Raw genomic sequence first — 19440 nt, forward strand, 5'->3', positions numbered from 1 at the left:
CCCGGCGCACGCTGACGGCCATGAACGACACCTCCCGCAAGTGGGGCACGCTGGTCATCGCCTGCATGGCCATGCTCCTGCTGTCCCTCGACCTCACCGTGCTGCACCTCGCCCTGCCGAAGCTCGGCGAGGACCTGGCGCCCTCGGCCATCCAGCTGCTATGGATCGCCGACATCTACGGCTTCGCGCTGGCCGCACTGCTCGTCACCATGGGCAACCTCGGCGACCGGATCGGGCGCAGGCGGCTGCTGCTCGTCGGCCTGGCCGCCTTCGGCGCCACCTCGGTGCTGACGGCGTACGCGCCGAACGCCCCGCTGCTGATCGCCGCCCGCGCGCTCCTCGGCGTGGCCGGCGCGACGATCATGCCCTCGACGCTGTCGCTGATCCGCAACGTGTTTCCCGACCCGAAGGAGCGGACCACCGCGGTCGGCGTCTGGAGCAGCGTGGGCGCGGTCGGGTTCGCCCTCGGGCCCATCGTCGGCGGCCTGCTGCTCGACCGCTTCTGGTGGGGCTCGGTCTTCCTGATCAACGTGCCCGTCGTCGCGGCCGTCCTGGTCGCCGGGTTCGTCGTGCTGCCCGAGTCGCGCAACCCCCGCCCCGGCAGCCTCGACCTCGTCAGCGTCCCGCTGTCGGCCGTGGGCGTGCTCGGCCTGATCTACGCGATGAAGGAGGCCACGACCGGGGGCGTCACCCAGCCGTCCGTGATCGCCGCGGCGGTGATCGCGGTCGCCGCGCTGGTCGTGTTCGTCCGCAGGCAGACCCGGCTGGCCGAACCGCTGATCGACATCTCACTGTTCCGGCGGCGCGCGTTCGCGGCCATGGTCGGCGCCGAACTGGTCGCGGTCTTCGCGATGCTCGCCATGTCGGTGGTCTTCGCGCAGTACTTCCAGCTCGTCATGGGCTGGTCGCCGCTGACGGCCGGGCTCGCCGGCATGCCGGGCGGCCTCGCCGGGGGCGTCGGCGGCGCGCTGTCCGGAGTGCTCGTGCACCGGTGGGGCCGCGGGCCGGTCGTCAGCCTCGGGCTGGCGCTGACCGCGATCGGGTTCTTCCTGTTCAGCCGGATCGACATGGAGACGCCCTACCTCTACATGCTGGTCGCCATGATCATCCAGGGCGTCGGGATGGGCTTCACGTTCGCGGTGACCGGCGACACGCTGCTCGCCTCGGTGCCCAAGGAGCGGGCCGGCGCGGCGAGCGCGATTTCGGAGACGGCCCACGAGATGGGCGGCGCGCTTGGCATCGCCGTGCTCGGCACCGTGCTGACCAGCGTCTACCGGAACGGCCTGGTGCTTCCGCCCGGCCTGCCCGACGGACCCGCGGCCGAGGCCCGCGACACGCTCGCCGGCGCGCTGAAGGCCGCCGCCGCGCTCCCGGGCGACGCCGCGGGGGCCGTCGCCCAGGCCGCGCGCCAGGCGTTCGTCGAGGGCCTCCAGGTCACCGTGCTGACCGGCGCGGGCATCCTGCTCGTGCTCGCGGCCGCCGTGCCGTTCGCGCTGCGCGGCGTGCCCAAGGTGATCCCCGAGACCGGGGAAGAGGAGACCGGCGGGCAGGAGCCCGCCGAGGGCGCGGTCACGGCCCGCTGAGGCGCGGGCCGCACACGGCGGGGCGTCCCCGTCCTGGTCAGGCGTGCCCCCGCCGGGCGCATCCGATCACGTCACAAGGGACAGCCAGCGGTCGTGGGCGCCGTCGAAGGGGCCGGTCCGGCCGCCCACGGCCTTCATCAGCCAGGCGGCCGACCGCTCCGCCTGGCGGACGATCTCCTCCGGGTACCCGTACCGCACCTGGTGCTCGGCGAACTCGTCCTCGTCGTCCAGGATCAGCCGGCCGTCCCGCATCCGCAGCACGTCGAGGTCGAGATCGGCCATCGTGATCCGGCCGTCGCCGTGGACGGGCACCGTGGTGACGTCGCAGTAGATCGCGCACCTGTTCGGCCGGGCGTTGAACGTGGCCGTCCACCACGAGTGGCGGGGGAACAGCATCACGAAGGCATCCGGCCAGACCACCGGCGGCTCGCTCCCCCGGCGGCCGGTGGTGCCCGCGGGACAGCCGGTCCAGACACCGTGCTCGTCCTCGCCCAGCACCCGCGCGTGCTGGTGCCAGTGCAGCGAACCGCCGTACTTGCGGTAGATGATCCTCACCTCGGACACGGGCGGGACACTATGCCACGCCCGTCTCCGAGTACAACGGGATAACCGGCTAGACCTCGACGACCACCGGGATGATCATCGGGCGGCGGCGGTAGGTGTCGCTGACCCAGCGGCCCACCGTGCGCCGGATGGTCCGGCGGATCTGCATCTCGTCGGCCACGCCGGACGCGGCGACCTCCTGCAGCGCGGCCTCGATCTGCGGGACGACCGCGTCGAACGCGTCGGGGTCGATGCCCGAGCCGCGCGCGGTGATCTCCGGCCCGCCGGTGAGCTTCCCGGTGGTGGAGTCCACGACGACGACGATGGAGATGAACCCCTCGTCTCCCAGGATGCGCCGATCCTTGAGCGCCACGTCGGTGATGTCGCCCACGGAGGTGCCGTCCACGAAGACGTACCCGCACGGGACCGCGCCGGTGATCCTCGCCTGGCCGTCGACGAGGTCGACGACCACGCCGTCCTCGGCGATCACGATGTTCTCCCGGGGGACGCCGGTCAGCTCGGCCAGCTGGGCGTGCGCCCGCAGGTGCCGCCACTCCCCGTGCACCGGCATGAAGTTGGACGGCTTGGTGAGGTTGAGCACGTACAGCAGCTCGCCCGCGGCCGCGTGGCCGGAGACGTGCACCCGCGCGTTGCCCTTGTGGATCACGCGCGCGCCCCAGCGGTTGAGGCCGTTGATGACCTTACTGACCGCCGTCTCGTTGCCCGGCACGAGCGACGAGGCGAGCAGGACGGTGTCGCCCTCGGCGATCCTGATCGGGTGGTCGCGGTTGGCCATGCGCGACAGCGCCGCCATCGGCTCGCCCTGGGAGCCGGTGCAGATCAGCACCACGTCCTCCGGCGGCCACTCCTCGATCTCCCGGGAGTCCACGAGCAGACCCGCGGGCACCTTCAGGTAGCCGAGTTCGCGTGCCACGCCCATGTTGCGGACCATCGACCTGCCGATGAGCGCGACCTTGCGGCCGTGCTTCTCGGCCGCGTCCATGATCTGCTGGACGCGGTGGATGTGCGAGGCGAAGCTCGCCACGATGATCCGCTTGGACGCGCCGCGGAAGACGCCGTCGATGACCGGCGCGATCTCCCGCTCGCTGGTGACGAAGCCCGGCACCTCCGAGTTGGTGGAGTCGGACATCAGCAGGTCGACGCCCTCGCCCCCGAGCCGGGCGAACGCCCCGAGATCGGTCAGCCGCCCGTCCAGCGGGAGCTGGTCCATCTTGAAGTCGCCGGTGTGCAGGACGAGACCCGCCGGGGTGCGGACCGCCACGGCCAGCGCGTCGGGGATCGAGTGGTTGACCGAGACGAACTCGCACTCGAACGGCCCGAACGAACGCCGCTCGCCCTCGATCACCTCGACCTTGACCGGCTGTATGCGGTGCTCGTTCAGCTTGCTCTCGATGAGCCCGAGCGTCAGCCGCGAGCCGACGAGCGGGATGTCGCGCCGCTCCCGCAGCAGGTACGGCACCGCGCCGATGTGGTCCTCGTGGGCGTGCGTGAGCACGAGCGCCTCGATGTCGTCGAGCCGCCCCCGTATGTAGTCGAAGTCGGGCAGGATGAGATCGACGCCCGGCTGGTCGGGCTCGGGGAACAGCACGCCGCAGTCCACCACGAGCAGACGGCCGTCGTACTCGAAGACCGCCATGTTGCGGCCGATCTCGCCGAGCCCGCCCAGCGCGACGATGCGCAGGCCGTTTTCCGGCAGCGGCGGAGGCGGCCCGAGTTCGGGATGCGGATGACTCATCGCGCGCCCTCCGCCCCGCGCCCCGCGCCGTACGCGCTCACGCGCGGTTCCCTGTTTTCATTTCTTCTGGTCAAGTCGCTCATTCGGCTCCATCTGCTGATCTAATCCACAAGCTTGAGGCCCCCCGTGATGAGGTCCTCCCGAAGCGCCGTGATCTGCTCCTCCGTGGCGTCCACGAGCGGCGGCCGGACGCACCCGGCGTCCTGCCCCACCAGCTTCAGCGCCGCCTTGACCATGATCGCCCCTTGGGTGCGTGTCATGATCGCCGAGACCACCGGGAGGAGCTGACGGTGGACGGCCAGTGCGTTCTCGACGTCGCCGGACCGGTAGGCGTCGGCCATCGAGGCCAGCTCGGCGCCCACCACGTGGCCCACCACGCTGACGTACCCCGCCGCGCCGACCGAGAGCCATGGCAGGTTCAGCAGGTCGTCGCCGGAGTAGAAGACGAGGTCGGTCGAGGCCATGACCTGCGAGCCCGCGAACAGGTCGCCCTTGGCGTCCTTGACGGCGGCGATGCGCGGGTGCTCGGCCAGCCGGAACAGGGTCTCGATCGTGATGGGCACCCCGGCGCGGCCGGGGATGTCGTACAGCATCACCGGAAGGCCGGTCGCGTCCGCGACGGCCGTGAAGTGCCGGAGCAGACCCTCCTGCGGCGGTTTGTTGTAGTACGGCGTCACCACCAGGAGACCGTGCGCCCCCGCGCGCTCCGCGGCCTCGGCCAGCTCGACGCTGTGCCGCGTGTCGTTCGTGCCGGCGCCGGCCACGACGGTGGCGCGGTCGCCCACGGCCTCGACGACCGCGCGGAGGATCCGGGCCTTCTCCTCGTCGGAGGTGGTGGGGGACTCCCCCGTGGTGCCGTTGACGACCAGGCCGTCGTTGCGCTGCTCGTCCACCAGATAGGCGGCGAGCCGCTGGGCGCCCTCGTAGTCGACGGCGCCATCAGAGGCGAACGGCGTGACCATCGCGGTCAGCGCGCGGCCGAAGGGGGCGTCGGAGGTTCCGGTAGGCGATGCCATAGACCGAACGGTACCCGGATCCGCAGGAGTGATGGACCTCGCCACCCCGTTATGTCCAGTAGCGCCCCGCGCGCGCCTCCAGTATGGCCCCGCGGGCGCCGCCGACAGCGGAAGAGGCCGCCGATATGTGCTCGGGGGTACACACATCAGCGACCTCTAACCGGGAATCGCCGCGCCTTACGCGGACGTTACACACCACGGCGAAATTTTTCCGGAAGGTCGCGAACGGCGGCTTCTGCGCCCCTGGGGCGGCGGATCAGTGAACCTCCCCCGACAGGAGCCTCACCCACAGCTCCTCCATCCGCGGGGCGATGAGCCGCTCGGTTTCGCGGATCTCCAGCTTCTTGCCCCGCGTCGTCCGCCGGATGAACAGCAGCCCGCCCGCCGCACACAACTCGTAGATCGTCGCCTTGCACTCACACGTGTGGCGGCGCACCCGTACGCGATCGCTGCGATTGGTGGGCTTCATCCAGCTAATTCTCTTATGCCCGTCTCTGGGAGGGCTGGCATGGATGCCGTGATAGGGCAGAGGGAGGGGAATATCAGCACCTGGCCGCTTAGCGGCACAATCACCCATTAGCAGCCCTTTCACCAGGCAAAGTTGGAGTCACAGGCCATTCCCGTCACTCTCGGTCGCCCGGCGAATACGCCAAGATTTGGAGGACCCGTCACCCCCTCAGGGATGGATTGATGGCAAACTCTGATCCGGTCTACCTGCGCGTAGTCGAGGACATTCGCCGCCAGATCGTCGACGGCACGCTTCCCCCGGGCGCACCGATCCCCTCGCGGCACCAGATCACCCGGAAGTACAGCGTCGGTGAGACGGCCGCCCGCCACGCGCTGCGCGTGCTCGCCCAGGAGGGCCTCATCATCGGCCGCGTGGGCTCCGGGCACCGGGTGCGGGAGAAACCGATCCTGCTCCCGCTCCACCGCAGCCGCCTCCCCGAACCGCACGCCGCCTTCGCCAACGACATGCAGGCGGGCGGACGACAACCCAGCTGGAACTGGCGCAGCGAGCTCGCCGACGCCCCTCCCGACATCGCCCACCGGCTGCGCGTCGGGGAGTGCAGCCCGGTGATCAGGACCCGCTATGTCTTCCGCGGCGACGGCCGCCCGGCACAGTTGCTCACCTCGTACGAGCCGGTCGAGCCGGGCCAGAGCCAGGCGCCCGAGGAGGGCACGTACGAACGCAGGAGCGCGGCCTTCCGGCTCGCGGCGAGCGGGCGGCCCCTCACCGAGATCAGCGAGACCGTGCTCATCCGCGTCCCCCAGCCCACCGAGAGCGACCTGCTCGAACTGCCCGCCGGCGTCCAGGTGCTCCAGATCGAGCGCACATACTGGGCCGGGGAGCATCCGGTGGAGACCAGCGACGCCGTGGTGCCCGGCGACAGATTCCGCCTGGTCTACGGCATTCCCAGCCCCCTCTGACTGTCGGTGCCCACTGGTACAACCGATCCGGATCCCCCATCCGGAGGTGCCGATGCGCGTCAAGGACATGCCCCCGACCGACCAGCCGCGTGAGCGGCTGCTGGCCTCGGGAGCCGCCGCGCTCGCCGACAGGGAGCTGCTCGCCCTGCTGCTCGGATCGGGCGGCAGGGGCGTGAGTGCCGTCGAGCTCGCCTCCCAGCTCATCGCCCACTGCGGCGACCTCGGCGAGCTGGCCCGCTCCGAGGCCCATCGGCTGCTCGCCGTCCCTGGTGTGGGCCCCGCCAAGGCCGCCCGCGTGGCGGCCGCGTTCCAACTCGTACGGCGGGCCCAGGCGGAGCCGGAGCGAAGCCGGATCACCTGCTCGGCCGACATCGCTTCGGCCGCCGCTCCCCTGCTGCACGGACAGCCGCGCGAGCGGCTGGTCGTGGTCGTGTGCGACGGCCGCGGCGCCGTGCTGCGCCGGACCGTGGTCACCGAGGGCGGCAGCGACCACACTCCCGCGCCCGTCCGCGACATCGTCACGACCGTCCTCCTCTCCGGCGGGGCCGCCTTCGGCCTCGCCCACAACCACCCGAGCGGATCGCTCGACCCCAGCCCCGCCGACGTCGAGGTCACGGCCCGCCTCCACGAGGCCGCCGACACCGTCGGCCTCCGCTTCCTCGACCACGTGATCGTCACCGACACCGCCTGGCGCCGAGTGCCCCACGATGAGTAGCAGGATCGTCACTATAAGTTCTACCGTTACCGCCGGTCTACAGCCCGTATCTGCCAGGGCCTTAAGATGTTGCATTTTGTGCAGTGATGTCTGTTTCGGTCTATGGTTTGATCGTGCTCGACCGAGATGGACCCGTACCTGTCTATAAGCAGATCGCCGAGATCCTGCGAGAACGCATCGACAGCGGCGAGCTGGCCCCGGGCAATCCGATGCCGAGCGAGGCGCAACTCGAGGCCGAGTACGGCATAGCGAGGACGACGGCACGCCGGGTCGCTCGGGAGCTACGCGAGCAGGGTCTCGTCTATACGGTTCAGGGCGAGGGCACCTTCGTCGGCGATCAGGCCGCTCCGCGTGCGCGCCGCAAGAAACCCCTCTACCAGGAGATCGCCGAAGAGGTCGCGCAGCGCATCCGACGGCAGGAATTCAAGCCGAACCGCGCCATCCCCAGCGAGAAGGCGCTCATGGAGCAGTACGGCGTGGCCAAGGTGACCGTGCGACTGGCCGTCGGATTCCTCCGGGACCAGGGCTACGTCTTCACCGTCCCCCATCGCGGCACTTATGTGTCATCTCCGGACAGCTGGCCGCGGGACTGACCACCAGGTACGAGGAGGCGCGTCAGGCCGGCCGACCAGCCCAGCATGCCGAACCGCGACAGGCAGAGCCGAGCGGCAGGATCCGGACGCACCGAGAGCGCGATTTCACCGTGCGTGATCACCTTGGCATCCCTATCCTGTCGGGCATGCCACAGACCGAGGAACGCGTCGACGCCATAGAGCGGGAAATCACCGGTATCAGGAGCGATGTCCGGCTTCAGAATCACATGCTGATGAAGTGCGGTGAGCAGATGAGCGACCTGCGCACGGGTCAGCACGAGCTTCAGAAGGGACAGGAGGAGCTCCGCACCATCACGGCTGAACTACGCATCGGCCAGGACGAGCTCCGCAAGGGGCAGGACGAGCTGCGCGAGACTACGAACCAGCTCCGCGCCACCACAGCCGAGCTGAGGACAGGACAGGAGGAGATCCGCGAGACGTTGGAGGAGTTCCGCAGCGCTTTCGCCGTCGTGCTGGACGAGGTCCGGCAGCAGAAGGCCTGGCGGGAGGAGTTCTCCGACAAGTCGCTCGCGTGATCGCCAAGAGCGAGGGCCTCGACGCGTAGCCGCCAACGTCAGGCGACTCCCCGATCCCCCTCCGCGCTTCCTCGGGCATGAGGGGAGTCGCCTGACGAGGCCCCCGTTCCTCCGACGACAGCCGCCTCGATGCGCGTGACAGCCTGCACTATCACGTTGATGCCCACGGTGCGGGCGCGCGGGCCGATGGGGGTTCATAGCCGCGGCCGTCCTGTGGCTGATCACCGGCGGCCTCGCGTACCGGACCGCCCGCCGGCGCGACTTCGACAGTCACCGCAACTGGATGATGCGCAACTACGCCCTGACGTTCCTCGCGGTCACCGCGCGCGTCCTCGTTCCCTTGCTCCTGCTGGTCCAGCTCCCCTTCCGCGGGGCCGACCCGGGATCGATGGGAGAGCTCGCGACCTCGCTGATCCCGATCGGTCAGACGTTGGGCTGGGTCGTCAACCTGGTCGTGGTCGAGACCGTCATCAGGCGGCGCGGCGCGGGCTATGCCGGGCCGGTCAGCGCATCGGCGAGCCAGTCGTAGACCTGCGCGGAGGCCTGCCCGAAAACTGACCTACCTACCGGCAGGCTCAGTTGATGAGAGCCATCGCCTTGTCGCTCAGGCCGGCCGGGGCGGTCTTGGGGTTGCCCGCCGCGAACGGCGGTCGCGGGTCGTACTCGATCGCGAGCTGCACGGCCTGCGCCGTCTCCTCGTCGCGCATCGCGGCCAGCAGGGTCAGGGCCATGTCGATGCCGGAGGACACACCCGCCGCCGTCACGACCTTGCCGTCGATCACCACGCGCTCGCTGACCGGCTCGGCGCCGAATCCGGCGAGCTGGTCGAGCCATCCCCAGTGGGTCGTAGCCTTGCGACCCTTCAGCAGCCCCGCCGCGCCCAGCAGGAACGAGCCGCTGCACACCGAGGTCGTCCAACGCGTCCGCTCGTGGGCCCGCGCGATCCAGCCCAGCAGCTCCGCGTCGGACAGCGCCTCGATCGTCCCGGGCCCTCCGGGCACGACGACCACGTCCGGCGCGGGCAGGTCCTCGTACGACGCGGTGGCCGCGAGGCTCAGGCTCCCCCGGTCGTCGAGCACGGGCCCGGGCTCGGCCGCCACGAACGTGACCGTGCAGCCCGGGGCGAAGGCGAGCACCGTGTACGGCCCGACGGCGTCGAGCGCGGTGAACCGGGGATAGAGGGGGATGGCGATGTTCATGATCTGCTGCTTTCCTTCGATCGGAACCGGCGGCGGTAGTCGCCGGGTGAGACGCGCCAGTGGCGGCGGAAGACCCGGTAGAGGGTCTCGGCAACGCCGAGTCCCGACTCCCTGGCCACTCTGTCCAGGGAGTGGCCGGTGGTCTCCAGCAGCCGCCGGGCGGCGTCGGCCCTGCTGCGTTCGACATACCTGCCGGGCGAGACCCCGGTCTGCTCGGTGAAGACGCGGGAGAAGTGCCGCTCGCTCATCCCAGCCCGGCGGGCGAGCGAGGGCACGCTCAGGTCCTCGGCCGGGTTGGCGTCGATGAACGCCTGGACTTCGCGCAACGGCTCGGCGCGCGGGACGGCGGCCCGCATGGGGGCGCTGAACTGGCTCTGCCCGCCCGGACGGTGCAGGTACACCACGAGCCCGCGGGCGACGTTCCGGGCGAGCGTGTGGCCGTGGTCGCCGGCCACGAGCGCCAGGGCGAGATCCACCCCCGAGCTGACCCCGGCCGAGGTCCAGACGTTCCCGTCGCGGATGTAGATGGGATCGGCGTCCACCTCGACGTCCGGGTAGCGGTCGGCCATCTCCCCCGCCACCAGCCAGTGGGTGGTCGCGCGCCTGCCGCCCAGCAACCCGGCCTCCGCGAGGAGGAAGCTGCCGTTGCATACGGAGGTGACCCGCCGGGCTCCGGACGCCAGCCGGGCGACGCCCCCGATCAGCTCCCGATCGCGCAGGTGTTCCGGCACGGACAGCCCGCCCACGACGAGCAGCGTGTCGATCGGCCCCGCGACCTCGCCCAGCGCGGTCTCCGCGAGCGTCGTGATCCCGTTCTGCGCGGGCACGGCCCCGGCGCGCACGGCCGCCACCTCGACCCGGTAGCCAGGCTCCGGAGCGAGCAGGTTCGCCGTGGCGAAGACGTCGGCCGGACCGGCGAGGTCGAACATCTGGAAGCCATCGAAGATCACGATGACCACGCGTCGCTGCATGCCCTCCATGCTCGCGAGCAGGGCATTATGGCGTCAACGACACAGATATTGCAGATTACGCCATCAACGCGAACGTCAACCGGGCCGAAACAGCCGGTAACGAAGCGCTTGTTACATTGGAAGAAGCCCCCCGGCGCCGCCAGATGCCGAAGCGTCGAGGAGATGGCCCGGACGATGCCGAGCGCTCGAGAACTCAAGGACAGGCTCTTCACGGCGATCAACCGCCACGACCTCTACGACGTGCTGGACTGTTACGCGCCCGACGCCGTGTACGTCGGCCCCACCGGCGTCGCGGAGGGCCGTGGGCAGATCGCCTGGATCTATGAGGGACTCTGCAAGGTCTTCCCCGACATTTGCTACACCGCCTGGTACAAGGCCCCCTGTGTGGACCCCGCCTTCACCGAGTACGCGATGACCGGCACGCACATGGGCCCGCTCCTGCTCCCGGACGGCCGGGTGGCGGCCCCGACGGGCCGTCGCATAACGGTGCGGGGCAGTTGTGCCTGCGCGGTCGAGCACGGAAAGATCATTACGGATCGGGACTACTACGACCAGCTGGAGCTCTACTCCCAGCTCGGCATCAGCCTCGAACCGCCGCCGGGATCCTGACGGGCGCGGCATGGACCGACCGCCACCACCTCGCAGCCCCGCGACAGCCTGGGTTTGAGCGAGCCTCACTCCTCGCCGGAGAACCGCTCCCACGCGGACTGCCGGGTCATGCCGAGCGCGGCGCCGATCCTGGCCCAGGTGGCGCCCCGGTCGCGCGCCCGCTGCACCCAGACCCGCAGGTTGTCCTCGACCTGCGCGCTCACCTCGGCGATCCGCGGAAGGAACTCCAGGATCTGCTCGACGGTCATGCTCTCGGTGTAGGAGATCTCCGGCGTCTCGACGGTCTGGGCCGCCAGGATCTCGGCACAGAGCCCGACGCATTCGTTGCAGATGTGGACGCCGGCACCGGCGATCATCTTGGCCACGTCGGTCTTCGGCTTGGAGCAGAACGAGCAGCGGATGTCCTGTTCCGCCAGAGAAGGAGCCGGCATGTCGCCTCCAAGGGGATAACGTGTCAGGCCGTTCCTGACGCCTGGCCTGAGACTAGGGCGTCAGGAGCAGCCTGACAATGGATCATCCGGAAAGCGACGTTTCCCGAACGGACCTCCCCCGGCTCAGCTCTTGGGACCGAAGGCGTGCGGGACCTCTCCCTTGCGTCCGCAGCGCGGGCAGGGCCGGTAGCGCCCGGACCACCAGGTGGCCTTGAGCGTGCCGCTGCCCTTGCACTTGGGGCATTTGGCCAGGTAGTTGCGTACGTAGTCGGAGACGAGCCAGATGCCGAAGAAGGCTCCGGCGAGGACGAGAAAGGCCTGGGAATCCACGGTGGCTCCGTAGTCGGGGGACGGACCGGCGACGAACGCGCCGCCGTACGGAAGCCGGTCGCGCGGGGGCGCGGTCACCGTCGCTCACCGGCCGGGCGAACAGTGCCGGAGGCGGGCGCGGATCCTCACCCGCACCACAGGTGCGCGCATGGCCTGCGAGGGAACACGCATCGCCGCCTCCGTGGACACTGGTCGCACGGGAGAGGACGCCGCACGGCCCGCGGCCGGTGACAGCCGGGCGCCCTTTCGTTGGAGTCACAGGGCCCTGGGCGGCGGCGGCCCCTCAGACCCGCTCGGGCTGGAGCTCCACCGCCTGCTCCGCGCCCGCCCGGGGCCGTCGCAGGACGACGTACGCGGCCACGAAGGCGCCGACCAGCAGGACGAGGGAGACCGTGAAGGCCAGCCGGTAGCCGCCGGTCAGCGCGACCGCCTCGCTCGCCCCGCCCGCCAGCAGCCCCTCCGTGCGAGAGGCGGCCAGCGTGGACAGCAGCGCGACGCCGACGGCCATCCCGACCTGCTGGGTCGTGTTGAAGAACCCCGAGACCAGGCCCGCGTCGTCGGAACGGGCGCCGGACATGCCGAGCGCGGTCAGGGCCGGGAGCACCAGGCCGCCGCCCATGATGAGCACCATCACGGGGAGCAGGTCGGTCACGTAGCGGGCATCGACAGGGACGCGGGTGAGCCAGGCCATCGCGCCGATCAGGAGCACCAGCCCGCCCAGCAGCACGGCACGCGCGCCGAAGCGGGTGGTCAGCCGCGGGGACACGAACAGCGACACCCCCGCGATGGCCACCGCCGCCGGGAGCATGGCCAGGCCGGTGTCGAGCGCGCCATACCGGAGCACCTGCTGCATGAACAGCGCCACCATGATCTGGAAGGCGAACATCGCGCCCAGCGTCAGGACCTGCACCAGGTTGGCCCCGGCGACGGCGCGCGAGCGGAGAATCCGCAGCGGCATGAGCGGAGTACGGGCGGTCGCCTGGCGGACGAGGAACGCGGCCAGCAGCACGAGCGACACCGCGCCGAACCACAGGGAGCGCAGGCCATACCGCTCGATCTGGACAGCGCCGATCTCAACCACGGCGTAGATGCCCAGCATGAGACCGGCCGTGACCAGCAGGGCGCCGACGGCGTCCGCGCCGGCCGACAGACCGAGCCCCCGCTCGGCCGGCAGCGCCCGGACCGCCAGCGCGATCGTGACCACGCCGATCGGCACGTTGACGAGGAAGATGTAGTTCCAGCCCAGTGTGTCGGTGAGGACCCCGCCGAGCACCTGGCCCAGCGACGCCCCGGCGGCGCCGGTGAAGCTGAAGACGCCGATGGCCTTCGCCCGCTCCCCCGCGTCCGTGAAGGTCGTCACCAGGATGCCGAGCACGACCGCCGAGGCCATGGCGCTGCCGACGCCCTGGAGAAACCGGGCGCCGATCAACATCCCCGGCCCGGTGGCCGCTCCGGCCAGCAGGGAGGCGGCGGCGAAGACGGCGTTGCCCGCCAGGAACACGGCCCGGCGGCCGATCAGGTCGCCCAGCCGGCCCGCCAGCAGGAGCAGTCCGCCGTACGCGATGAGGTAGGCGTTGACGGTCCAGCTCAGCTCGGCGGGCGCGAAGCCGAGATCCCGCTGGATGGCGGGCATGGCCACGGTCACGATGCTGCCGTCGAGCACCGTCATCAGCATCGTGGCGGACAGCACGCCCAGCACCAGCCACCGGGATCGGGATATGCGCGACATGGGTCGCCTCCTGTTCATGAGGAACAGGAAGAACCGTAACAGATAGTTTTGTTGTAGACGATCCCCAATGGACCGATTAGGCGCGGTGGCGCGCCCGCCTGACCGGCTGCGGCACCTCCACCGCAGTGGCCAGATGCCCGGTGACCAGCCGGTTGAGCGCACGCACGAGCACCTCCGCCTCCTCCTCGGGCAGCGACCCGAGGGCGGCCCGATGAACCCTGTCGACGATCTCCTGGCTGCGCTTGGCCACCTGCGCGCCCTGCTCCGTCACCGCGACGATCCGGGCGCGCCGGTCGATGCTGGACGGACGGCGCTCGGCGAGGCCGGCCTTCTCCAGCGCGTCGAGGGTGACCACCATCGTGGTCTTGTCCATGTCGCCGAGCTCGGCGAGCTGGATCTGCGTGCGCTCCTCCTCCATGGCATGGACGAGCACGCAGTGCATGCGTGCCGTCAGGCCGATCTCGGCGAGGGCCGCCGCCATCTGCGTTCGCAGCACGTGGCCGGCATGGTCGAGCAGGAAGGACAGGTCGGGCTCGTCACGAGAGGGCGCCATGGCGGTCATGCGCCCAGGCTATCAATTCGTCCGATTGCGGATTATCTCCAAGGGACCTGCCGTCAGAGCATCCGCAGGGCCGCCTCGACCGACGCCCGGCTCGCGGGGACGAGCGGGAGCCGTACGTCGGCGGTGGGGATGCGGCCCTGCGCGTGCAGGACGCCCTTCAGGACGGTCGGGTTGGGCTCGGCGAACATGGCCGCCGACATGAGCGACAGCCGGTGGCCGAGGGCGCGGGCGTGCTCGACCTCTCCGGCCCGCCAGGCTCGGAAGAGCTCGGCGAATTCGCCGGTGCGCAGGTGGGCGGAGGCGAGGATGCCGCCGGATGCGCCCAGAGCGAGCAGCGCGGACAGGAACGGGTCGTCCCCGGCGAGCACCGCGAAGCCCTCCGGCGGGTCGGCGAGCAGGGCGACCGTGTCGAGGTCGACGCCGCCGACCGCGTGCTTGACCCCGGCCACCATGGGCAGCTCGCCCAGCCGGCGCAGCGTGGCCGCGCCCACCGACTGCCCGGTCCGATACGGGATGTTGTAGACGACCAGCGGCACCGGGGTCTGCTCGGCCAGCGCAGTGAAGTGGGCGAGCACGCCGGCCTCGGACGGGCGGACGAACGCCGGAACCGTCACCAGCGCCGCGTCCGCCTCCCCCTTGAGGGTGCGCAGCGCCTCGGCCGTGCTCCGCGTGTCGGCCGACCCCGCGCCGACGGTGAGCGTGGCGCCCCGCTCGCGGCAGACCCGGCCGCAGATCTCGATCACCGCGCGCCGTTCCTCCTCGGCCAGCGTGGCGACCTCCGCGGTGGTGCCGAGCGCGACGAGCCCGGACGCGCCGTCGTCGAGCGCGGCGCGGGCCAGGTCTTCGAGCGCGTCGAACGCGATCTCGCCGTCCGCGGCGAACGGGGTGATCAGCGGGACGTGGATGCCGGAAAGAGTCATACCGCGATCCTTCCGGCGGGCAACCGTGTAGGTCCAGTTCGCCTTTCTGTCGAAACCATTAAGCTGAACTGATGCTCGATGTCCGCAGACTCCGCCTGCTTCGTGAGCTCGCCCACCGGGGCACGATCGCGGCCGTGGCCGAGGCGCTGACGTTCACCCCCTCGGCCATCTCCCAGCAGCTCACGGCGCTGGAACGCGAAGCGGGGGTCGCTCTGCTGGAGCGCACCGGGCGCCGGGTCGTGCTCACCCCCGCCGGGGTGGCGCTGGTGCGGCACGCGGAGGCTGTGCTCGAACGGCTGGAGCAGGCGGCGGCGGAACTCGCCGCGTCGAGAACCGATCTGTTCGGAACCGGCCTGGCCGGGACCGTGCGGATCGGCGCCTTTCCCACGGCGACCCGCGCCATCCTCCCCTCGGCCCTGGCGGCGCTCGCCCGCAGTCACCCGGGCCTGGATCCGATGGTGGACGAGGTCGATCCGGTCGAGGTCGCGCCGCGGCTGCGCGCCGGTGAGCTCGACGTCGCCCTGGTCCACGAGTACGACTTCGTCCCGGCCGAGCCCGACCTCGCCCTGGACGCCGTCCCCCTCCTCGACGAACCCATGTACCTGGCCACCGTCCACCCCCTCAGCGGAGAGGGGGACGCGGCCACGCTCCTCACCTGCCGGGACGCGCCCTGGATCGCCTCCACCCCCGGCACGCTCTGCCATGCGATGACGGTGCGTGCCTGCCAGGCGGCCGGTTTCTCCCCTCGCATACGCCACCACATCGACGACTTCGCCACGGTCCTGGCGATGGTCGCCGTCGGGCAGGGCGTGGCGCTCGTGCCGGAGCTGGGAGCCGCCGACCCGCCCGAAGGCGTCACGCTGACCGCGCTGTCGATGCACCGCCGCACCCGCGTCGCCTTCCGGCGCGGCGCCGGCGGTCACCCCGCCGTCGTCGCGCTGATCGCGGCCCTGCGTTCCGCCATCCGATAGGGCGCCCGACAGGGCGTCCGACAGGCTCAGAACACCGGGATGATGTCCTCCGGGTCGATGACGTCGACGTTCACGCCGTCGATGTCGAGCTCCGGGATCGCGGGGAACTCGATCCCCCACCGCTCGACGATCGCGCGTACGCGGGCCATCGCCAGCCGCCAGTTGTCGGCCTGCTCCTCGTACGACAGCACGCCGAGACCAGCCTCCCGCGCGTGGTCCATCAGCACGCGGTGGTTGTGCAGGAAGTACGGCGGCAGCTCCCAGAAGCCCTCGGGCGGCTCCCAGAGGATCATCGACAGGAACACGAACCCGGCACGCAGCTGCCGGGTGATCAGGCCGCGGACGTCGTCGGTGAGCCCGGGCCACTCGTTCTCCAGGATCGTCATGCAGATCTGGAGGTGCCGCGACTCGTCCCGGCCGATCTTGTGGAACATGTCCGAGAACAGGGGGTGCTCGGTGCCTGAGGCCATCCCCCGGAACAGCGTGGAGGCCGCCATCTCCCCCATCATGAAGCTCGTGAACAGCACGGCGAGCGAGTACTTGCCCACGGCCGAGTTGTAGCCGTTCCAGTAGCGCCCGCCGTTGTGGTAAAGCCAGCCGATGTTGTTGTGCGCCGCCCGCTCCAGGTCGGTGGAGGGCTGCCAGTCGAGCGGGCCGCCGGGCCACAGCCGCGCGATCGCGCGCTGGCAGCACTCCTCGTGGTTCATCTCGTCACGGGTGATGGAGAAGAAGCACTTGCGTACGGGATCCTCCTCGTGCTTCTCGAACGCCTGGATGGTGGCGCGGGCGAAGACGGCCGGGCCCGAGGCGTCGAAGTTGGCCAGCACGGAGAACCAGTACATGATCCCCAGCCGCTGCTCGGCCGTGAACTCGCCGGGGTCGAGCAGGTTCCACGGCAGGTCGGCGGGGTTCCAGACCATCCGCTTGGACTTCTCGTAGATCGCCGCGAGCTTCGCGGTCTCCACCCGCCACTCCATCGGGTAGATGTTGGGCTGCGGGATCTCGGGCGCCGGCCAGAAACCACCGTCAGGAACCACGACGTCCGGCATCACGTCACCATCCCGCGCGCTTGTGATCGATTCGCCTGGTTACCCCATTTGCGTAACCCTGCTTTGTAACACTGTCAGCCTCATCCTGCGCCGTTCCGTCACAGCAATCAAGTGCCCGCTCCGCGCCGGCCGCGGCTGACCTGCGTGACCGCCACGCACACGAGCACGGCCAGGGCCGCCGCGATCGTCGCGACGCCGATCTCCTCGCGCAGCAGCAGCCAGGCCCACACCAGCGTGATCAGTGGCTGGGCGAGCTGGATCTGCCCGGCACGGGCGATCCCGCCCATCGCGAGCCCGGCGTACCACGGGATGAACCCGAGGAACATGGACACCAGCCCGACGTACGCGAATCCGGCCAGCGACTCAGCCGAGGGCTCCATGGGCGTGGTGATCGCCAGCACCGCCGTCACGGGCACGGTGAGCGGGGCCGCGACTACCAGGGCGTAGGAGATGACCCGCCAGCCGGGTGTCTCCCGCGCGAGGCGTCCGCCCTCGGTGTAGCCGACGGCGGCCGACAGCAGGGCGAGCACGAGCAGCACGTCGGCCCCGGCGAAGCGGCCGGTCCCCCGGGTCAGGGTGAACACGGTGATCGACAGCGCGCCGGCCGCGCAGGCCGCCCAGAACAGGGGTCTCGGCCGCTCCCCCGCCCGCAGCACGGCGAACGCGGCCGTGGCGGCGGGGAGCAGGCCGATGACGACGGCCGAGTGGGCCGTGCTCGCGCCGCCGTCCAGGGCGAGGCCGCTGAACAGCGGGAAACCGAGGACCACGCCCAGCACGATCATCGCGTACGACCGCAGATGGGCACGGGGCGGCAGGAGCGGCGCCCCGGCGGCCTTCAGGCAGATCACCGCGGCGAGCGCCGCGAGCGCGGCCCGCCCGATCGCGACGAGGTACGGATCGAACCCCCGCATCGCGAACACGGTCGCGGGAAACGACCCCGAGAACGACAGGACGCCCGCGCCCGCCAGGAGGCTGCCCCGCCATGCCGGGCGGCGAGGGGCGTTCGCGGCGGGAACGTCCGCTATCGGAAGGACATCAATAGCGCTATCGTCAGCTTTCATGAACGACGATAGCAGTATCGCCCGTCTCGCCGCGATGCTCCGGGAGGAGACGGAGCGGTCGCGTCCGGGCGAGCGGCTGCCGTCCAGCAGAGAGATCATGCGCCGTCACGGCGTGGGCCCGGTGACGGTCTCGCGGGCGATCGCGCAGCTCGCGGCGGAGGGCCGGGTCGTCACCCGTCCCGGCGCGGGCGTGTTCGTGGCGGCGGCCCGGCGGCCGGTCGCGGAGGCGCCCGACCTGTCGTGGCAGACCGTGGCCCTGGGCGACCGGGTCGTGGACGACACGGCGACGGCGAGCCTGCTGGCCCAGCCCGCCGACGGCGTCGTGCCGCTCACGGGCGGCTATCTCAATCCGGAGCTGCGCCCGGTGCAGGCGCTGGCCGCGGCGGCCGCGCGAGCCGTACGCCGGCCGGAGGCGTGGAGCATTCCCCCGCTGAGCGGCCTGCCGGAGCTGCGCCGATGGTTTGCCGCGGAGGCCGGCGGCGCCGTGACGCAGAACGACGTGCTCGTGGTGAGCGGCGGGCAGTCGGCGCTCACCCTCGCGTTCCGCGCGCTGGCGGCTCCCGGCTCGCCGATCCTCGTCGAGACCCCCACCTACCCGGGCGCGCTCGCGGCCGCCAGGGCCGCCGGACTGCGCGCGAGCGCGGTGCCGCTCGACGAGGACGGCGTGCGGCCCGACCTCCTGGCGGAGGCGTTCTCGATGACGGGGGCGCGGGTGTTCTACTGCCAGCCGACGCTGCACAACCCCACGGGGGCGACGCTGACCCGCGAGCGCAGGGAGCAGGTGCTCGCCGTGGCGCGCGCGGCGGGGGCGTTCGTGATCGAGGACGACTACGCGCGATATCTGGCCGACGGCCCGGTTCCGCCGCCCATGGTGACCATGGACGCCCACGGCACCGTGGTCCACATCCTGTCACTGAGCAAGATCACTTCACCCAGTCTGCGGGTGGCGGGCCTGACCGCGCGGGGCCCGGCCGCGCACCGGCTGCGGGCCTGCCAGGTGGTGGAGTCGTTCTTCGTCGCCCGGCCCCTGCAGGAGACGGCCGTGGAGTTCGTGGGCTCCACCGCCTGGCGGCGTCACCTCGGCGCCGTCCGGCAGGAGATCGGCGTACGGCAGGCCACGCTGCTGGCCGGGCTCGCCCGCCACGCGCCCGCCGCCGAGGTGCACCTCGCGCCGCACGGCGGCCTGCACGTCTGGGTGCGGTTGCCGCCCGGCACCGACGAGGCGGAAGTGGTCGAGGCGGCGCAGGCACGGGGCGTGCTGGTGAGCCCGGGTCGCATCTACTACCCGGCCGAGCCGCCGGGGCCGCGGCTGCGGCTGACCCACACGGCCGCGAGCGGCCTGCCCGAACTGGAAGAGGGCATCCGCCGCCTCGCCCCGGTCCTGTCCCAGGGGTCACATCGGTCCCAGTGGTGAACCTTTGCCCCGGTTGAGTCGTCT

The 19440-nt window shown here is 71.1% G+C and carries 21 protein-coding genes and 1 pseudogene; 9 read left to right on the plus strand and 13 right to left on the minus strand.

Annotation, left to right across the window (positions count from 1 at the left end; translation table 11 throughout):
- The first annotated feature begins 20 nt into the window (after window positions 1-20).
- Window positions 21-1583: a DHA2 family efflux MFS transporter permease subunit gene (locus ACGFIB_RS04220; protein WP_393368310.1), complete on the plus strand. Its 1563-nt coding sequence runs from the start codon at window positions 21-23 to the stop codon at window positions 1581-1583.
- A 66-nt stretch (window positions 1584-1649) separates the two neighbouring features.
- Here the strand turns inward: ACGFIB_RS04220 and ACGFIB_RS04225 are convergent, their stop codons facing one another.
- The 4 genes from ACGFIB_RS04225 to ACGFIB_RS04240 form a co-directional block, all read right to left on the minus strand.
- Window positions 1650-2147: a DUF402 domain-containing protein gene (locus ACGFIB_RS04225; RefSeq protein ID WP_393368313.1), complete on the minus strand. Its 498-nt coding sequence runs from the start codon at window positions 2145-2147 to the stop codon at window positions 1650-1652.
- 49 nt (window positions 2148-2196) lie between these two features.
- Window positions 2197-3882, minus strand: a complete 1686-nt coding sequence (locus ACGFIB_RS04230; RefSeq protein ID WP_142575284.1) for a ribonuclease J — start codon at window positions 3880-3882, stop codon at window positions 2197-2199.
- 101 nt (window positions 3883-3983) lie between these two features.
- Window positions 3984-4898, minus strand: a complete 915-nt coding sequence (gene dapA, locus ACGFIB_RS04235) for a 4-hydroxy-tetrahydrodipicolinate synthase (protein WP_357248499.1) — start codon at window positions 4896-4898, stop codon at window positions 3984-3986.
- A 256-nt stretch (window positions 4899-5154) separates the two neighbouring features.
- The gene (locus tag ACGFIB_RS04240; protein ID WP_223854196.1) at window positions 5155-5367 is read right to left on the minus strand and encodes a hypothetical protein; all 213 of its coding nucleotides are present in this window, start codon (window positions 5365-5367) and stop codon (window positions 5155-5157) included.
- Window positions 5368-5588: 221 nt separating this feature from the next.
- Here ACGFIB_RS04240 and ACGFIB_RS04245 point away from each other — a divergent pair, with 221 nt between their 5' ends.
- From ACGFIB_RS04245 to ACGFIB_RS04265, 5 genes and pseudogenes are all read left to right on the plus strand, one after another.
- Entirely contained in the window at window positions 5589-6326 is a 738-nt protein-coding gene (locus ACGFIB_RS04245) for a GntR family transcriptional regulator (RefSeq protein ID WP_142575286.1), read from the plus strand.
- A 52-nt stretch (window positions 6327-6378) separates the two neighbouring features.
- Complete coding sequence (locus ACGFIB_RS04250) at window positions 6379-7041, plus strand: JAB domain-containing protein (RefSeq protein WP_191051849.1); 663 nt, start codon at window positions 6379-6381, stop codon at window positions 7039-7041.
- Window positions 7042-7127: 86 nt separating this feature from the next.
- The gene (locus tag ACGFIB_RS04255; protein WP_393368316.1) at window positions 7128-7634 is read left to right on the plus strand and encodes a GntR family transcriptional regulator; all 507 of its coding nucleotides are present in this window, start codon (window positions 7128-7130) and stop codon (window positions 7632-7634) included.
- 146 nt (window positions 7635-7780) lie between these two features.
- Complete coding sequence (locus ACGFIB_RS04260) at window positions 7781-8170, plus strand: hypothetical protein (RefSeq protein WP_357257513.1); 390 nt, start codon at window positions 7781-7783, stop codon at window positions 8168-8170.
- A gap of 193 nt (window positions 8171-8363) precedes the next feature.
- Window positions 8364-8699: pseudogene (locus ACGFIB_RS04265) on the plus strand (DUF2306 domain-containing protein); the annotation flags it as partial.
- A gap of 46 nt (window positions 8700-8745) precedes the next feature.
- Here ACGFIB_RS04265 and ACGFIB_RS04270 read toward each other — a convergent pair.
- Both ACGFIB_RS04270 and ACGFIB_RS04275 read right to left on the minus strand, forming a co-directional pair.
- Window positions 8746-9369 (minus strand): DJ-1/PfpI family protein, encoded by a 624-nt coding sequence (locus tag ACGFIB_RS04270; protein ID WP_357257511.1) that lies wholly within the window; start codon window positions 9367-9369, stop codon window positions 8746-8748.
- Window positions 9366-10340 (minus strand): GlxA family transcriptional regulator, encoded by a 975-nt coding sequence (locus tag ACGFIB_RS04275; RefSeq protein ID WP_393368319.1) that lies wholly within the window; start codon window positions 10338-10340, stop codon window positions 9366-9368. Before ACGFIB_RS04275 ends, ACGFIB_RS04270 begins: the two co-directional genes overlap by 4 nt.
- Before the next feature lie 174 nt (window positions 10341-10514).
- On the opposite strand from ACGFIB_RS04275, the gene ACGFIB_RS04280 reads away from it, so the two are divergent.
- Window positions 10515-10949 (plus strand): ester cyclase, encoded by a 435-nt coding sequence (locus ACGFIB_RS04280; RefSeq protein WP_142575292.1) that lies wholly within the window; start codon window positions 10515-10517, stop codon window positions 10947-10949.
- A gap of 65 nt (window positions 10950-11014) precedes the next feature.
- Here ACGFIB_RS04280 and ACGFIB_RS04285 read toward each other — a convergent pair whose 3' ends face one another.
- The 5 genes from ACGFIB_RS04285 to ACGFIB_RS04305 all read right to left on the minus strand — a co-directional run bounded on the left by ACGFIB_RS04285 (window position 11015) and on the right by ACGFIB_RS04305 (window position 14921).
- On the minus strand, window positions 11015-11380 hold the full coding sequence (locus ACGFIB_RS04285; protein WP_142575293.1) for a ClpX C4-type zinc finger protein: 366 nt from the start codon (window positions 11378-11380) through the stop codon (window positions 11015-11017).
- Window positions 11381-11503: 123 nt separating this feature from the next.
- Entirely contained in the window at window positions 11504-11788 is a 285-nt protein-coding gene (locus ACGFIB_RS04290) for a hypothetical protein (protein WP_393368322.1), read from the minus strand.
- A gap of 205 nt (window positions 11789-11993) precedes the next feature.
- The gene (locus ACGFIB_RS04295) at window positions 11994-13439 is read right to left on the minus strand and encodes an MFS transporter (RefSeq protein ID WP_393368324.1); all 1446 of its coding nucleotides are present in this window, start codon (window positions 13437-13439) and stop codon (window positions 11994-11996) included.
- Between the two features lie 76 nt (window positions 13440-13515).
- On the minus strand, window positions 13516-14001 hold the full coding sequence (locus tag ACGFIB_RS04300) for a MarR family winged helix-turn-helix transcriptional regulator (protein ID WP_357248470.1): 486 nt from the start codon (window positions 13999-14001) through the stop codon (window positions 13516-13518).
- 53 nt (window positions 14002-14054) lie between these two features.
- Window positions 14055-14921, minus strand: coding sequence for a 4-hydroxy-tetrahydrodipicolinate synthase family protein (locus tag ACGFIB_RS04305; protein ID WP_393368327.1), 867 nt, complete (start codon window positions 14919-14921; stop codon window positions 14055-14057).
- Between the two features lie 71 nt (window positions 14922-14992).
- On the opposite strand from ACGFIB_RS04305, the gene ACGFIB_RS04310 reads away from it, so the two are divergent.
- Entirely contained in the window at window positions 14993-15892 is a 900-nt protein-coding gene (locus ACGFIB_RS04310) for a LysR family transcriptional regulator (protein WP_393368329.1), read from the plus strand.
- A 26-nt stretch (window positions 15893-15918) separates the two neighbouring features.
- Here ACGFIB_RS04310 and ACGFIB_RS04315 read toward each other — a convergent pair whose 3' ends face one another.
- Together ACGFIB_RS04315 and ACGFIB_RS04320 are read right to left on the minus strand one after the other, a co-directional pair.
- Window positions 15919-16941: a hypothetical protein gene (locus ACGFIB_RS04315; RefSeq protein ID WP_357257503.1), complete on the minus strand. Its 1023-nt coding sequence runs from the start codon at window positions 16939-16941 to the stop codon at window positions 15919-15921.
- 107 nt (window positions 16942-17048) lie between these two features.
- Window positions 17049-18002, minus strand: a complete 954-nt coding sequence (locus ACGFIB_RS04320) for a DMT family transporter (protein WP_393368332.1) — start codon at window positions 18000-18002, stop codon at window positions 17049-17051.
- Between ACGFIB_RS04320 and ACGFIB_RS04325 the strand changes: the two genes are divergently transcribed.
- On the plus strand, window positions 18001-19416 hold the full coding sequence (locus ACGFIB_RS04325) for an aminotransferase-like domain-containing protein (protein ID WP_393368334.1): 1416 nt from the start codon (window positions 18001-18003) through the stop codon (window positions 19414-19416). The genes ACGFIB_RS04320 and ACGFIB_RS04325 overlap by 2 nt on opposite strands.
- The last annotated feature ends 24 nt before the right edge of the window (window positions 19417-19440 follow it).

Origin of the sequence: Microbispora bryophytorum (assembly GCF_043197435.1) — a bacterium.
Classification (GTDB): Bacteria; Actinomycetota; Actinomycetes; order Streptosporangiales; family Streptosporangiaceae; genus Microbispora; species Microbispora bryophytorum.

Excerpts from the sequence above, each read along its gene's own strand:
- ACGFIB_RS04245 (WP_142575286.1), top strand. The coding sequence starts at position 5,589 with ATGGCAAACTCTGATCCGGTCTACCTGCGCGTAGTCGAGGACATTCGC.
- ACGFIB_RS04220 (WP_393368310.1), top strand. The coding sequence starts at position 21 with ATGAACGACACCTCCCGCAAGTGGGGCACGCTGGTCATCGCCTGCATG.
- ACGFIB_RS04280 (WP_142575292.1), top strand. The coding sequence starts at position 10,515 with ATGCCGAGCGCTCGAGAACTCAAGGACAGGCTCTTCACGGCGATCAAC.
- dapA (WP_357248499.1), bottom strand. The coding sequence starts at position 4,898 with ATGGCATCGCCTACCGGAACCTCCGACGCCCCCTTCGGCCGCGCGCTG.
- ACGFIB_RS04310 (WP_393368329.1), top strand. The coding sequence starts at position 14,993 with ATGCTCGATGTCCGCAGACTCCGCCTGCTTCGTGAGCTCGCCCACCGG.
- ACGFIB_RS04275 (WP_393368319.1), bottom strand. The coding sequence starts at position 10,340 with ATGCAGCGACGCGTGGTCATCGTGATCTTCGATGGCTTCCAGATGTTC.
- ACGFIB_RS04260 (WP_357257513.1), top strand. The coding sequence starts at position 7,781 with ATGCCACAGACCGAGGAACGCGTCGACGCCATAGAGCGGGAAATCACC.
- ACGFIB_RS04240 (WP_223854196.1), bottom strand. The coding sequence starts at position 5,367 with ATGAAGCCCACCAATCGCAGCGATCGCGTACGGGTGCGCCGCCACACG.
- ACGFIB_RS04250 (WP_191051849.1), top strand. The coding sequence starts at position 6,379 with ATGCGCGTCAAGGACATGCCCCCGACCGACCAGCCGCGTGAGCGGCTG.
- ACGFIB_RS04255 (WP_393368316.1), top strand. The coding sequence starts at position 7,128 with ATGTCTGTTTCGGTCTATGGTTTGATCGTGCTCGACCGAGATGGACCC.
- ACGFIB_RS04270 (WP_357257511.1), bottom strand. The coding sequence starts at position 9,369 with ATGAACATCGCCATCCCCCTCTATCCCCGGTTCACCGCGCTCGACGCC.
- ACGFIB_RS04315 (WP_357257503.1), bottom strand. The coding sequence starts at position 16,941 with ATGCCGGACGTCGTGGTTCCTGACGGTGGTTTCTGGCCGGCGCCCGAG.
- ACGFIB_RS04295 (WP_393368324.1), bottom strand. The coding sequence starts at position 13,439 with ATGTCGCGCATATCCCGATCCCGGTGGCTGGTGCTGGGCGTGCTGTCC.
- ACGFIB_RS04285 (WP_142575293.1), bottom strand. The coding sequence starts at position 11,380 with ATGCCGGCTCCTTCTCTGGCGGAACAGGACATCCGCTGCTCGTTCTGC.
- ACGFIB_RS04300 (WP_357248470.1), bottom strand. The coding sequence starts at position 14,001 with ATGACCGCCATGGCGCCCTCTCGTGACGAGCCCGACCTGTCCTTCCTG.
- ACGFIB_RS04325 (WP_393368334.1), top strand. The coding sequence starts at position 18,001 with ATGAACGACGATAGCAGTATCGCCCGTCTCGCCGCGATGCTCCGGGAG.
- ACGFIB_RS04305 (WP_393368327.1), bottom strand. The coding sequence starts at position 14,921 with ATGACTCTTTCCGGCATCCACGTCCCGCTGATCACCCCGTTCGCCGCG.
- ACGFIB_RS04320 (WP_393368332.1), bottom strand. The coding sequence starts at position 18,002 with ATGAAAGCTGACGATAGCGCTATTGATGTCCTTCCGATAGCGGACGTT.
- ACGFIB_RS04230 (WP_142575284.1), bottom strand. The coding sequence starts at position 3,882 with ATGAGTCATCCGCATCCCGAACTCGGGCCGCCTCCGCCGCTGCCGGAA.